This window comes from Kribbella voronezhensis (assembly GCF_004365175.1).
GTDB classification, from domain to species: Bacteria; Actinomycetota; Actinomycetes; order Propionibacteriales; family Kribbellaceae; genus Kribbella; species Kribbella voronezhensis.
Window position 1 is genome coordinate 314415 of the sequence record NZ_SOCE01000003.1, and the last position, 13347, is coordinate 327761.

Consider the following 13347-nt stretch of genomic DNA (forward strand, 5'->3'; position numbering starts at 1 on the left):
TCGAGGCCTCGGACAGCGCACACCGGCGGTGTGCGCCCCGGCGACAGGTATTCGGGCTCACGGAACACAGTCCCCGCTTACCGCTGCGGGGCAGCTCCGGATTTCCACCGGATTCCCCTGTCGACCAGTAGGAAGACACTAACCCCGCAACCCCTACATCTAGTGGTACGACGCGCCGCGTGTCGCACATGTTGTGGAAAGATCGCCTCGTGGGCCAATGTCAAGCTGGGCTCGACAGCTCCGACCAAGTACTGCGAGTCGCCGGTGGGGCGACGCCGTCGCCTGAGAGGAACCGGGATGAGCGATTTGCAGGAGCGGGTGCAGGCTGTCATCGACAGGCTGGTCGAGTCGGGAACCGAGACCGGGGTGCAGGCCGCCGTCTATCGCCGCGGCGAGTTGATCGTGGACGCGGTGGCCGGCGTCGCTGACAGCGAGACCGGGCGGCCGGTCGGGTCGGACACGCTGTTCTACGCCGCCTCCGCGGTCAAGGGCGTCGCCGCGACCGTCGTGCACGTGCTGGTCGAGCAGGGAGTCTTCGGTTACGACACCTTGGTGGCCGAGCTGTGGCCCGAGTTCGGTGCGCACGGCAAGGAGTCCGCGACGGTCAGACAGGTGCTGACTCGGCCGGGGTCCCGGCGGTGCCGGCCGACCTGACAGTGGAGCGGCTGTGTGACTGGGACGGGATGTGTGCGCTGATCGCCGACCTCGAACCGTGGTGGAAGCCGGGGGAGCGGGTCGGCTATCACGCTGTCACCTTCGGGTTCATCGTCGGCGAGATCGTCCGGCGGGCGACCGGGAAGCCGATGTCGCAGGTGCTGGCCGAGGGGATCGGGGAGCGACTGGGGGTCGCCGGCGAGTTGTTCTTCGGCGTACCGGCTGCTGCGCTGGACCGGGTGGCGCGCTGCGAGGACGACCCGGAGGGGGCGGCGATGTTCGCTTCGCTGCCACCGGACTTCCCGTTGTTCAAGGCTGCTCCTCTTCAGCTGTTCCCGAATGCCGCCTATGCCAACAACCCCGGCCTGATCAGCTCCGACGTGCCCGCCGGGGGAATCGTGACCGCCCGATCGATGGCCCGGATGTACGCCGCGCTGCTCGACGAGGTCGACGGTGTCCGGCTGGTGAGCCCGGCCCGGTTGCGGGAGATCGCGAGTCTTTCCACGGCCGGCAACGACGAGATGACCGGTGGCCCGGCGCGGTACGGGCTCGGCTACACGATCGGCCAGGTGGGGATGCGACCGGTCGCGCCGACCGTGTTCGGCATGGTGGGCTTCGGGGGCGGGGCGGCGTACGCCGACACGGCTACCGGCGTGGCGGTTGCTGTCACCAAGAACCGTTTCAACCCCGTTGAAATGAACGCCTTCGACCAGGTCTGGGAGCTGGCCACCGGGGCGCTTTCCTGAGAGCTGGTTGTGCCCCCGGCCCACTGGATGAACGGTGGGACAGGGGGACCTGACCGCCGGGGCGTTCTCCGGGCGGTGGAATGGAGCAGTCGCCCCAGCGGTCAGGCGCATCAGGACCGGCCGGATGACGGCCGGCGGGCTGGTCAGGCGGCCAGGGCGTGCAGGTCTTGCAGCGTCATGATCTCGGAGCCGTGGTGGATGAGTTCGCGGTTGAGCCGGAGGACGACGTGGCCGAAGGGCTCGGCGGCGTCGAGCTCCGTGGCTTGGGACAGGCCGACGGTCATCGCCTGCTCCTCGTCCAGCTCGGCGATCGAGTTGCTCCAGGCGTCCACCCAGTGCGCGAGCCAGGCGACCGCGTCCTGCGCGTTGCCGTGCAGGGTGATGTCGGCCCGGCCTTGCCTGCTCGCGCCGAAGGTCCACTCCCAGCGCTCGAAGAAGGTCTCGGTCAGATGCGCGATCAGCCAGGCGATGGTCCGCGGCCCCCGGTGATCCGGCTCGTCCGGCCATTGGGCGACCCACTCGCCGGACCCGAGCGATCTGAACCGGCCGGCATATTGCCGCCGGACGACGGTCAGCGCCTCGCTGCTCGGGCGCCAGAAGTACTCCTCGTCGGTCAGCGCGGCGAGCCGGCCCGACAACACCATCCAGCTGAAGCCGAGCTGCCCGCGCACCATCGCCATCGCCGATGGTCGCTGCAGGATGTCCCAGTCGAACGGCTCCGGCATCACAGATCCTCACACTCCCCGATTTGGTCCTGCTCTCGAACGTATGTTCGAATTGTTCATCGAGAAAGCGAGGAAAGTCAATCAGCTCAGCGTGTTGGTCGTGGCACTGACGGAACGGGTCTGCTAGGCGCCGCGATCAGGGTGTCCGCGGCCGGACTGGCGAACCGGCGTTCGAGGAGGGTGAAGGCATCGATCAGTTCAGGAGCTTCGTAGATCCGGTTGCGGCGACCGTCCGTGATCTCGCGCAGGACACCAGCCTCGGTCAGCCGGGTGAGTGCCTGGTTGGCGGCTTGTTGAGACCTGTCGATCAGCTTGGCCGCGGCGGCCAGAGTCAGCACGGGTGCTGCCGGCAGCGTCTCGATCAGGAGATCGACGGCCGAGCCGGCCCGAACGGGCGCGGCTCGCTCGCGCCATTCGGTCTTGAGATCCGCCGCGGTGCGCTCGAAGCGAGCCGCCTCGGCGGTCGCATGGCTGCAGGCCGTGGCGAACATGAGAAGCCACTGGTTCGCCGCCCGGCGAGCACGCGGACTCGTCGCCCTGCCGGTGTGCCGGAAGGCGGTGAGCGCTTCGACGTACTGCGTGGCGTGGGTGGCGAGCGACAGCGAGACCGGCGGGACGCTGCGTTCGACGAGCCCTTCCGCCCGCAGTACCAGGTGGATCAGCGCGCGCCCGGTGCGGCCGTTGCCGTCGGCAAAGGGATGGATGGTCTCGAACTGGGCGTGCGCGATGGCCGCTTTCGCCAGCACGGGCAGGCGCGATTCGCGGACGAAGGTCATCAGGTCGGCCAGCAGGTCGGGCACCAGTTGGGCGGGCGGCGGAACGTAGTACGCCTCGGCGGGGGAGCGGCCGCCGATCCAGTTCTGCAGGAAGCGCACCTCGCCGCCGTACTCCGGTGTCGGCGAGTGCGCCATCAATCGCCGGTGTGCTTCGAGCAGGTGCTCCACCTCGAGTTTGTCGCCGGTCCGGACGGACTCGGTCACCCAGGTCATCGCGTCCACCGCGCCGAGCACCTCGTCGGCGGTGACGTCGTGATGCCGGGAGTCGTCCCTCAGTACGTCGGCCTTGAGCAACCGCCGCGCCCCGACCACCAGGCCCTCGATCTGCGACGACCCGACCGCCTCGGCCCGCAACAACAACCGAGCCAGCGCCTCACTGTTGGTCAGCACCGCGGCCGTCGCGTCCAGCCGCGCGAGATCCCCGGCCGCGTCCTCCAACGCGGACAGCACGTCGTCGTCGAGATCGAACTCCCGCCCCACCAGCGGATCCGGGAAGTACAACTCGTACGACCCGCCCAGCCGCTCGGCCCGGGTGAACCCATCCGGGTGTCCCGGCCACCGATGCAGTTCCACCCGAGCCATACCTCGAGTGTGCCTTGTTCAAGCTTATCCAACAACCTTGAACAAACATCCGCCCGAGATAGGAATGCCATCCGGAAGGGGATCGTCCGGAATGAGCTATACAGTGCCGAGCATGGCGGAGATCGGAACGGATTGGCGGCTCGTCGACGGCGTGCTGACGGCATGGTTCGACACGCCTTCGCTGGTCGAGGGGGCTGCGCCGGCCGGGCGGATCGTGGAGCTGTCGGCCGAGGTCGCGGTCGACTTGCGCGCGACTGGCCTGCGGGTGCGCCTCGGCTCAGACAAGGACGCGGAGGCGGTGTCGGCGGCCGCGCGGGATCTCGGGGCGACCGCGAACCCTGCCGTGCTGCAGGAGCTGAGCGTCGTGTTCGAGTCCCCGAATCCGTCCGGGGTGGGAGGTTTCTGGCAGCGCGTGCTCGACTACGCGCCTGGGGACGACGGCGGTTTGGCGGACCCGTTGCGGCGCGACCCTGCGCTCCGGATCCGGCAGTCGACCGAGCCGCGGCCGTTGCGAAACCGGGTCCACCTGGACGTGGTGCGGCCGGCCGCGGCGGTCGAGCAGGCGAATCTTGGTGCGGCATCGGGACCGTTCGGGGTCTGTCACGCCGACCCCGACGGCAACGAGGTCGACCTGGTGCCGGGCGGGGCGCTTGGCGAGGGGAGCGAGACAGCCGACTGGCAGGCCGTGTTCAGCGCGATGGCGTGCTACCGCATCACCTCGCCGACACAGCAGCGCGACCTGGCCGCCGCAGCAGCGGCACTGGCCGACGACGCGGGCTTCCCGCTGCTGATCGACCTGCGCCCCGGACTCGTGATCCTCGACAGCGGTAAGGACCAATGGGAGGGCGACGCCCACGGCCTCGAGCTGGACTTCACCGATCTCGCCGGAAAGCTCCAGACCGCTGCCCGCGAACTCGGGGCCACTGCGGATCCGGCGCTGCCGCGCTTCGCTCAGCTCTTCCTCGACGCCGCCGACGTCGCCGCGGTCCGCGCGTTCTGGATCGCCGCGCTCGATTACACCCAGGATCGGCGAGCTGGGGTGAGCGACATCCACGATCCGCGGCGGCTGAACCCAGAACTGGTATTCCAAGAGCTCGACGCCTCCGACACGGAGCGGCGCCGACAACGCAACCGCATCCACTTCGAGCTCGCTGTGCCGGCTGACCTCGCGCAGACGCGCCTCGCCACGACAGTTGCCGCCGGCGGCCGGATCCTCGACGAGTCGGCGGACCGCCGGCGGATCGCCGACCCGGAAGGCAACGAACTGGTGATCATCGCCGGAGCAGTCGACGGCCCCCCGAGCGACGCCTGACGCGAACCGGCAGGTGACCTCGGGGCTGACCACGGCCCTGTAGGCGTAAAACCCTTTCGTTCGTACGGCGAGGGGCTGTCACGATGTGCGGATGGACCTGGTGATCGTCTTCGGCCCGGCCGCGGTCGGGAAAATGACCGTGGGGCACGCGGTGTGCGAGCTGACCGGGTTCAAGCTCTTCCACAACCACGTGACGATCGAGCCGGTGCTCGGGATCTTCCCGTTCGGCTCGGCGCCTTTCGGCCGGCTGGTGTCGGAGTTCCGGCGCCGGGTGATCGAGGAGGCCGCCGGCTCGGACCTGCCTGGCCTGGTGTTCACGTTCGTGTGGGACCTGAACGATGCCGAGGAGATCGACACGATCGCGTCGTACATCCGGATCGTCGAGCGGGCCGGCGGCCGGGGGCGGCTGGTCGAGTTGTCCGCCGGGCAGGACGAGCGGCTCGCCCGTAACGGCACCGAGTTCCGCCTCGCTCAGAAGGCCAGCAAGCGTGATCTGGAGAGGTCCCGGCTCAACCTGCTCGCGATGGACGCGGACTACACGCTGAACACCGGCGGCCCGCGCACCAAGGCCGAGGACCTGATCGAGCGGCACGATCATGTCCGCATCGACAACACGTTTCTCACACCACAGCAGGCAGCCGAGCGGATCGTCGAAGCTTTCGGGCTGCGGAAGGACCTGCAGCACTGACCCACTACGGCCCCCTGGATTGGGGAGACTGGTTCTCCGGCGTGGGACAGGAGGCGGTCTGTGGGGCTGGAAGCGGATGTCGTGCGGATGGTGGCGGCCAACGAGGCCGACTGGGATGCGCGGGCTGCGTTGCATGCGGCCAGTGAGTTCTACGATCGGCCGGCGGAGTTCTGGTTCGCCGACTACGAGTGGGAAGAGCTCGGCGAGCTGGACGGGCGGGACGTCGTACATCTGCAGTGTCATCTGGGGACCGAGACGATTGCCTTTGCCAGGCGTGGTGCTCGGGCGGTCGGACTCGACTTGTCGGCCAGGTCGCTCGAGGAGGCTCGGCGGATCGCGGCCGAAGCCGAGATGGACGTCGAGTATGTACATGCCAACGTGTACGACGCGGCGGAAGCCTTGCAGGGAAGGCGGTTCGACGTCGTCTACACCGGCAAGGGCGCGCTCTGCTACCTCCCGGAGCTCGGAGCCTGGGCCGAAGTGGTCCACCAGTTGCTCAAGCCCGGCGGCTCGCTCTACATCGTCGAGTTCCACCCGCTGCTCAACGCGCTGGGCCCGGTCGCGCTGCCCGGCGACACTGGTGAACTCGTGATCCGCAAGGACTACCTCGAAGGTCGCGGCCCCATCGCCCACGACTCCACGGTCACCTACACCGGCGACCAGGTCCCCGGCCGCCAACGCAGCTACGAATGGATGCACGGCCTCGGCGAGGTCGTCACCACCCTGGTCGCAGCAGGCTTCAAGATCACGAGTCTCCGCGAGTCCGAAGTACTGCCGTGGCCACGCTGGCCGTCCATGCAGCAAACCACCGAGGGCTGGTACCGCCTGCCCAGCGATGCCCCGCGCATCCCGCTGCTGTTCGCTCTCAAGGCGACGATCTGAACAGTTTGCTCACCGCGCTGCCGGTGGGGAACGACAGGCGACCGACCGGGATGACCCACTGGGCCCATATCTGGAGTTCCTGGGGCAGTGGCAGATCGTCGAGGGCGGCGCGTTCGCTGATCTTGGCGAGCGCGTCGAGCAGCTCGTTCCAGTGCCGGACCTGCGCGGGGGCCATCGTCGGGTCGAGACGGTTCCCGGATTCTGTCGGGCGAAGTTCCGCCAGGTAGTCGGTCCACGGCAGTCGCGGATTGCTGCGCGCTTTGGCATGAAGGTCAGGGAAGAGCTCGGGACCGAGCATCGGGAAGCCGATGACGGCCGCGAGCAGCACCATGCCGGCGCGGTACGGCAAGGCCACGGAGCCGCCCCGATCCGGCACCGGCTGCAGGTCGGTTCGCTCGCCGGTCAAAGCTCGGGTGGCGATCAACAGGCCGTAGCTGTTCGCGAGCCGCTTCACCGACCGCGGCCCGGTGATCAACGGCGGTCCGAGCAGGTTGATCAACCGGTACTCATCGGGTGTCAACGCCAGCGGGTCGACCCGATCGACAACCAGCGAACTCAGGTCGAGCGGCTCGTCAGGTTCCCAGGTCACCTCTGCGGAAACGAGCCGGGCGTCGGGCGCGGGCTCGGTCGCGTCAGCAACCGGAGCCACGGACGAGATCGAGGTTTCCTCGACCGGAGCGCGTACGCCGACCAGGTCGGTGATCATCCGCTGGTAGCCGTCCTGCTCCATCGGCGGCAGAGTCAGCACGATCTGGAAGATCTTCTCCAGGTACTGCGCGGGCGTGGTCGCCCGAAGCTCGTCGTCGGCCTCCTCGAAGATCTCGCGGTAGTGACTCGCGAGCGAGCGCAGCAGCCAGCGGGGATCGACCGCGACCACGACGACGAACAACCGCACCGCGAGCAGCAGATGCACCGCCTCCAGGACGTCGATCACGCGATCGGGTGGGCACCGGTCGAGATCGTCGATGTAGATGACGATCCGGTCGATCGCCGGCAGTTCGTCCCCGGCCGCATCCACCACCGGTACGTCGTTCTGCGCCGGGTCGTCCGGCCGCAGCAACTCGGCCATCCGCTCGAAGTCCTGCCGGATCTGCGTCATCAACCCGAGCCGCTCCCGGTACGACGCCGCTCCCGCACGCTCCTGCACGACCCCGGCGAGCTGCCCGGCCGAGGTGAGGTTCTGCACCCGCTTGCGCAACTCCTCCACCTCGGCAGCGGCGACCGCCTCAGCGGTCTCCAACCGCTGCTTCTGCTCATCCCGAATCCGCCGTACGGTCTGCCACGCCGAACCGGCGAGCTCTCGCACGGACTCGATCCGCGACCAGCCGTCCCGGGCGGTCGCTGCTATCGCGGCGAGCAACGGCACAGCGGCCAGCCACCACCTGATCAGACCGGGACCCCAGATCGCCAAGGCCACTGCGACGGCGAGCAGGCCGGCGGCCGTCAACCAGCCACGTGGAGAGATTGCCTTCAGCAACCTCTTCAGTGAATGCCCGGTGAGCTGGGTCGTCGACGAGGTGATGACGACTTCTTTGTAGAGCTTCTCGGCGTCCGCTCCGAGCACGGCCTGCAGATCAAGGCGTGCGGCCGGAGAGAGGCTCTGCCAATCCTTCCCCGCGTCGGCCTGCCGGAGTTCGGCCAGTCGCTTCTCCGCCGCATCGAGTTGCTCGCGCAGCCCGCGCGCCTGCACCAACTCACTGGCCAGCCGCGACCGCTGCCGCTGGTCGCGGACCGGATCCGAACCATCGCTCAACTGCGCGAAGAGCTCGGCGACCAGACTGGCCCACAGGTCGGCCTCGGCGTAGTGCCAGGCGTTGAAGCGCACCTGCCTGATGTTGCCGTGCGCGATCGGATCCCCAGGCCCAGCTGTGCGAGCCCGCTCGCCCACCTGCTCCTGCAACATCTCCAGGAACGTGCTCTTCCCGTCTCCCCACTGCCCGAACAACCCGACCGCCAGCGGTGGCCGCGCGGACCGCGCGGTGATCACGTCCGCCAACGCTGCCGCGTCGTGTAGCCGGTTCAACCGGTCACCGGCCCCGCCGGTGTCCGAGCTGTACCGCGGTACCCGGGGCACCGCTCGTTCCCAGACGAGATCCCAGAACTGCACCTCGTCCGCCTCGTCGGCGGTAGCCAACATCGGCCGGCCGTCCACGACCGACCAGGTGCCCCACACGACCTTCTTGTGCAGGCTCGTACTCCGGGTCGCCCCGGTGACCGGATCGCAGAACCAGACGTCGCCCGATCCGACGCCGACGATCAGCACGGGTGCGCCGCGCAACTGCGCCCACTGGCCCCAGGTCTCCGCACCCAGCGATTGACTCTGCCGAGCCGTACCGAAATGCAGGATGGTCATCTGATCCGTTCGCCGGCTGAAGAGCCGGACGGCCCCTGTGCTGTCACCGGTCGCCAGCACGGAATCTCCGGCCACGGTGCTCCAGGCACCCCACACCGTCTCCGGTCCGGTCAGGAGTTCGGGCAATTCGGCTCCCCAGCTGGCGGTCGGCTCTCGCAGAGAGCTCGCCGGCCAACGCTGGACCCCGGTTCTGCCGCCGGTCGCCAGTACCGGTTCACCGTTCTCGAGCCCCCAGGCGCCCCACGCGGTGAGGCCACCGTCATTGACCCCGAAGCTGGTGATCCGCTGAAAGTCGGCCGGATCCCACAGGTGGATCAGGCCGCCCTGGCCGCCGGTGGCCAAGACGGCCCGGCCGTCGACCTGCCCCCAGGCTCCCCACCACGGAACATCGGTCTCACCGATGCCGAAAGGGTGGAACGCTTCCTCTCCGGGTCTCCACCACCACAGCGCCGGTTGATCGTCCCGGCCCATCGCACCCCCGGTGACGAGGAGCTGGCTGCCGTCGAACTCATTCCACGTCCCCCAGTCCATGCGGTCCCGGGACGGGTCCCGCTGGGCTGCGCGGTCGACTTCGAACGAGGAGGAGCCGGCGCTGTCGCTGCTCGAAGCGCCCGGTGCCGAGCCGATCTGCAGCCAGCGAGGGGAACCGTGCGGCGGCGGATTGCCGCCGACCGATCGCCACAGAGTCGCGGTGCCGCGCCGCCCGTTCGTGATGAGGACCGGCGCACCTGCGAACTTCCCCCAGACGCCCCACGCGCCGGCCGAGCGGGGATCCGGTTGCTCGGATTCGCGCGGGATCAGGCGGGGAGTCAGGTTCGGGTCGAACGGTGTGGCGTCCTCCGGCATGCTCAGATGATGGCAGTCGCCAGCAGATCCGTGCAGAGTTCGGCGAGTTGGTGGCGGAGGGGGCGGGCTCGGTTGGCGAAGGTGCGTTGGGCTGCGGCGTACGACGCCTTGCCGGCGGCGGTCTCGATCTCGATCGGGGTGTAGCCGAGGGCGGTGAAGTCGTACGGCGAGGCGCGCATGTCGAGGGTCCGGATGTCGCGGGCCAGTTCGAAGCAGTCGAGGACCAACGTGCTGGGGGTGAAGGGCATCAGCTTCGTTGCCCACTTGTAGAGGTCCATGTTGGCGTGCAGGCAGCCGCCCTGCTCCAACAAGGGCTGCGCCTCGCGGGTGGGTTGCAGCACGTTGAGAGGGCGCGCGGGCGTGGTGAAGAAGCGGAAGGCGTCGTAATGGGAGCAGGCGATCTTGTGCGACTCGACCACGCGATCGGTGCCCTCGGCACCGAGGCGGAGCGGCCAGGCGTCGTGGCGGATCTCCTCACCGCGGTAGACCATCGCCCATTCGTGCAGGCCGAAGCAGCCGAACTGGGGCTGCCGGCCGGCGGTTGCCGAGAGCAACTGGCCGGTCCAGGCGATCGAGTCCGCGCGACGCGCGATCTCCGCAGGATCCAGGGCGGCCGCGCCCTCGGCGTACAGGTAGCCCTTCTTTCCTTCGTACTGCGTGGCGCCGGTGAGCCGGATGCCGGGGCCGGGGTGCCAGACCCGGAGTTGGTTGGGTCGCGTCGGGTAGTAGGTGAAGAGGAAGTCCTCGACCGGATGCTTCTCGCGGCGTTGCTTGCGAGCCAGGTGGCCCGCGAGCAGGGCATCGACCCGCTCGAAGTGGGCCGCCTGCAAGGGCTCCCACTCGGCGGGCTCGAGGGTGCGCGGCGCTGTCAGGCCGGGGCTTGCGGTCACAGGTCCAGGGTGAAGGCGTACAGGTCGACTCCGGGGCGGGGAGACCAGTCGCGTTCGGGGAGACGGGTGAAGCCGAGGCGTTCGTAGATCCGGTGGGCGGTCGTCATCGGCCGGGCGCTGCTCATCACGACCCGGGCGAAGCCGAGCTCGCGCGAGCGCTCGATGCAGTGCTCGGTCAATGCGGTGCCGACACCGCGGCCGCGGGCTGCGGGGGAGACGCCGAGCATCCGGAACTCACCCTCGTCGTCGCGCCCGATCTCTCGGTAGACGGAGCCGACCGGACAGAACGTGACCGTCCCCAACAGTTCCGTGGCCGAAGCCGCGACCCAGACCTCCGCCTTGGCGGCTCGGTCGGCGGCCGCCCGCAGAGTCAGGCCGTAGTCGGAGCCTGCCGGGATGAAGCCGTCGCTCTGGTAGGCCGACGCGGTGAGTTCGCCGACCGCGTCGTACTCGGTGGGCAGGGCCAGCCGGATGGTGGTGGAGGGTTCGGGCGTCACCGGATAACTGTCTCACCCCGGCCCGGCGGTAGGCTCGGGCCCAATCATTCCCGGAACACCGCGAAGGCTACAACCCGTGCGTATCGCCAGATTCTCCGTCGACGACGAGCCGAAGTACGGCGTCGTCGAGACCGACGACCCCGAGGGGCTCGTCGGCACTGTCGCCGTGCTCGACTCGGACCCGCTGTACCGGCCTGTCCAGTTCACCGGCGAGCAACTGCAACTGGCGGACGTCCGGCTGCTGGCGCCGGTGATCCCGCGCAGCAAGGTGGTCTGCGTCGGGCGCAACTACGCCGCGCACGCCGCCGAACTCGGCAACGAGGTGCCGAAGGAGCCGCTGATCTTCCTCAAGCCGAACACCAGCGTGATCGGCCCGCGGGACGGCATCGTCTACCCCGAGCAGACCAACGACCTGCACTTCGAGGGCGAGCTGGCGATCGTGATCGGCCGGATCTGCCGCGACCTGCCGAAGGAACGCGTCAACGAGGTCATCTTCGGCTACACCGTCGCGAACGACGTGACCGCGCGCGACCTGCAGAAGAGCGACGGCCAGTGGGCCCGGGCGAAGGGGTACGACACGTTCTGCCCGCTCGGCCCGTGGATCAGCACCGAGCTCGACGTCTCGGACCTGCAGGTCACCACGACGCTGAACGGCGAGCCGAAGCAGGACGGCCGGACCTCGCAGTTCATCTTCGACATCCCCGAGGTGCTGGCCTACATCACCTCGTTCACCACGTTGCTGCCCGGCGACGTGGTGCTCACCGGCACCCCCGCGGGGGTCGGCCCGATGCTGCCCGGCGACGAGGTCGCGGTCAGCATCGAAGGACTCGGAACTCTGACGAACAAGGTGATCGTGCGTGACTGACAAGCCCGCCCAGACCGACGACGATGTTCTCGGCGGCTTGGCGCCCGACCAGGTGCGCCTCCGCTTCGCGCCTTCACCGACCGGCCTGCTGCACGTCGGCAACATCCGTACCGCGCTGTTCGCGTGGGCGTTCGCCCGGCACTTCGGCGGCAAGCTCGTGCTGCGGATCGAGGACACCGACACCGCGCGGAACACCCCTGAGGGCATGCAGTTCACCCTCGACTCGCTGCGCTGGCTGAACATCGACTGGGACGAGGGTCCCGAGGTCGGCGGCGCCTACGGCCCGTACCGGCAGTCCGAGCGGATGGACATCTACACGGATGTCGTGGCGAAGCTGCTGGCCGCGGGTAAGGCGTACCACTGCTACTGCTCCCAGGAGGAGCTCGACCAGCGCCGTGAGGCTGCTCGCTCCGCCGGTCAGCACAGTGGGTACGACGGTCACTGCCGCGCGTTGACCCCCGAGCAGGTGCAGGCCTACATCGACGAGGGCCGGCGACCCGTCGTACGGCTGCGCATGCCGGACCGGCCGATCACCTTCGACGACCTGGTCCGCGGCGAGATCACCTTCCTGCCGGAGAACCTGGGCGACTACGTCCTGGTCCGCGCGAACGGCCACCCGCTCTACCCGCTGGTGAACCCGGTCGACGACGCGCTGATGGAGATCACTCACGTACTGCGTGGCGAGGACCTGCTGTCGTCCACGCCACGGCAGATCGCGCTCTACGAGGCGCTGGCCGAGATCGGCATCGGAACCGGCCGTACGCCGAGGTTCGGGCACCTGCCGTTCGTGATGGGCGAGGGCAACAAGAAGCTGTCCAAGCGCGACCCGAGCTCCAGCCTCGGCGAGTACATGGAGCGCGGCTTCCTGCCCGAGGGCTTGCTGAACTACCTGGCCCTGCTCGGCTGGTCGATCGGCGACGACCGCGACGTGTTCACCATGGACGAGATGATCAAGGCGTTCGACATCCGCCGGGTGAACGCCAACGCGGCCCGCTTCGACCCGAAGAAGTGCGAGGCGATCAACGCCTCCCACATGCGGTTGCTGGCTCCGGCCGAGTTCGCCGAGCGCGTGGTGCCGTACCTGGCCAAGGCCGGGGTGCTGCCGGCCGAGCCGACCGCCGAGCAGCGCGCACTACTGGATGCCGCGGTGCCGTTGGTGCAGGAGCGGATGAACACGCTGTCGGAGTCCGTCGACATGCTCGGCTTCCTGTTCGTGGACGAGTCGGCGTTCTCGATCGACCCGGACGCGGGCGCGAAGGTGCTGACCGGCGACGCCGGCGTAGTACTGGAGGCCACCTCGAAGGCGCTGGAGGAGGTCTCCGAGTGGACCACCGAGGCGATCGAGCAGGCGCTGCGCGCGTCGCTGATCGACGGGCTCGGGCTGAAGCCGAAGAACGCGTTCGGCCCGGTCCGGGTGGCGATCTCCGGTCGCCGGATCTCCCCGCCGCTGTTCGAATCGCTGGAGCTGCTCGGCCGGGACCGGTCGCTCAGCAGGATCGCGTCGGCCCGGGCGGCCGTCGCCACGGACTGA

10 protein-coding genes, 1 pseudogene and 1 riboswitch are annotated in these 13347 nt (G+C 68.9%); of the genes and pseudogenes, 6 read left to right on the forward strand and 5 right to left on the reverse strand.

The annotated features are described in order from the left end of the window. Positions 1 to 25: 25 nt before the first annotated feature. Positions 26 to 161: riboswitch (cobalamin riboswitch) on the reverse strand. A gap of 136 nt (positions 162 to 297) precedes the next feature. Beyond that, positions 298 to 1400 (forward strand): annotated as a pseudogene (locus EV138_RS36120) (serine hydrolase domain-containing protein). Positions 1401 to 1543: 143 nt separating this feature from the next. Here EV138_RS36120 and EV138_RS36125 read toward each other — a convergent pair. Both EV138_RS36125 and EV138_RS36130 read right to left on the reverse strand, forming a co-directional pair. Further along, the gene (locus tag EV138_RS36125) at positions 1544 to 2125 is read right to left on the reverse strand and encodes a DinB family protein (RefSeq protein WP_133985182.1); all 582 of its coding nucleotides are present in this window, start codon (positions 2123 to 2125) and stop codon (positions 1544 to 1546) included. Positions 2126 to 2211: 86 nt separating this feature from the next. Continuing rightward, the gene (locus EV138_RS36130) at positions 2212 to 3483 is read right to left on the reverse strand and encodes a Fic family protein (protein WP_238158605.1); all 1272 of its coding nucleotides are present in this window, start codon (positions 3481 to 3483) and stop codon (positions 2212 to 2214) included. A 112-nt stretch (positions 3484 to 3595) separates the two neighbouring features. On the opposite strand from EV138_RS36130, the gene EV138_RS36135 reads away from it, so the two are divergent. The 3 genes from EV138_RS36135 to EV138_RS36145 all read left to right on the forward strand — a co-directional run bounded on the left by EV138_RS36135 (position 3596) and on the right by EV138_RS36145 (position 6365). Beyond that, positions 3596 to 4795, forward strand: coding sequence for a VOC family protein (locus EV138_RS36135; RefSeq protein WP_133985184.1), 1200 nt, complete (start codon positions 3596 to 3598; stop codon positions 4793 to 4795). Between the two features lie 91 nt (positions 4796 to 4886). Then, on the forward strand, positions 4887 to 5483 hold the full coding sequence (locus tag EV138_RS36140) for a hypothetical protein (RefSeq protein ID WP_133985186.1): 597 nt from the start codon (positions 4887 to 4889) through the stop codon (positions 5481 to 5483). 60 nt (positions 5484 to 5543) lie between these two features. Next, positions 5544 to 6365: a class I SAM-dependent methyltransferase gene (locus EV138_RS36145; protein ID WP_202867112.1), complete on the forward strand. Its 822-nt coding sequence runs from the start codon at positions 5544 to 5546 to the stop codon at positions 6363 to 6365. Here the strand turns inward: EV138_RS36145 and EV138_RS36150 are convergent. The 3 genes from EV138_RS36150 to EV138_RS36160 are packed head-to-tail and all read right to left on the reverse strand — an operon-like array spanning position 6349 to position 10951. Next, positions 6349 to 9564: a P-loop NTPase fold protein gene (locus EV138_RS36150; RefSeq protein ID WP_133985188.1), complete on the reverse strand. Its 3216-nt coding sequence runs from the start codon at positions 9562 to 9564 to the stop codon at positions 6349 to 6351. The genes EV138_RS36145 and EV138_RS36150 overlap by 17 nt on opposite strands. A gap of 2 nt (positions 9565 to 9566) precedes the next feature. Then, positions 9567 to 10454 (reverse strand): 3-methyladenine DNA glycosylase, encoded by an 888-nt coding sequence (locus tag EV138_RS36155; RefSeq protein ID WP_238158606.1) that lies wholly within the window; start codon positions 10452 to 10454, stop codon positions 9567 to 9569. Continuing rightward, positions 10451 to 10951, reverse strand: coding sequence for a GNAT family N-acetyltransferase (locus EV138_RS36160; protein ID WP_133985190.1), 501 nt, complete (start codon positions 10949 to 10951; stop codon positions 10451 to 10453). Before EV138_RS36160 ends, EV138_RS36155 begins: the two co-directional genes overlap by 4 nt. 76 nt (positions 10952 to 11027) lie before the next feature. Here EV138_RS36160 and EV138_RS36165 point away from each other — a divergent pair, with 76 nt between their 5' ends. Both EV138_RS36165 and gltX read left to right on the forward strand, forming a co-directional pair. Further along, on the forward strand, positions 11028 to 11816 hold the full coding sequence (locus tag EV138_RS36165; protein WP_112237100.1) for a fumarylacetoacetate hydrolase family protein: 789 nt from the start codon (positions 11028 to 11030) through the stop codon (positions 11814 to 11816). Next, positions 11809 to 13347 (forward strand): glutamate--tRNA ligase, encoded by a 1539-nt coding sequence (gltX, locus tag EV138_RS36170; RefSeq protein ID WP_133985193.1) that lies wholly within the window; start codon positions 11809 to 11811, stop codon positions 13345 to 13347. The genes EV138_RS36165 and gltX overlap by 8 nt, the downstream gene beginning before the upstream one ends.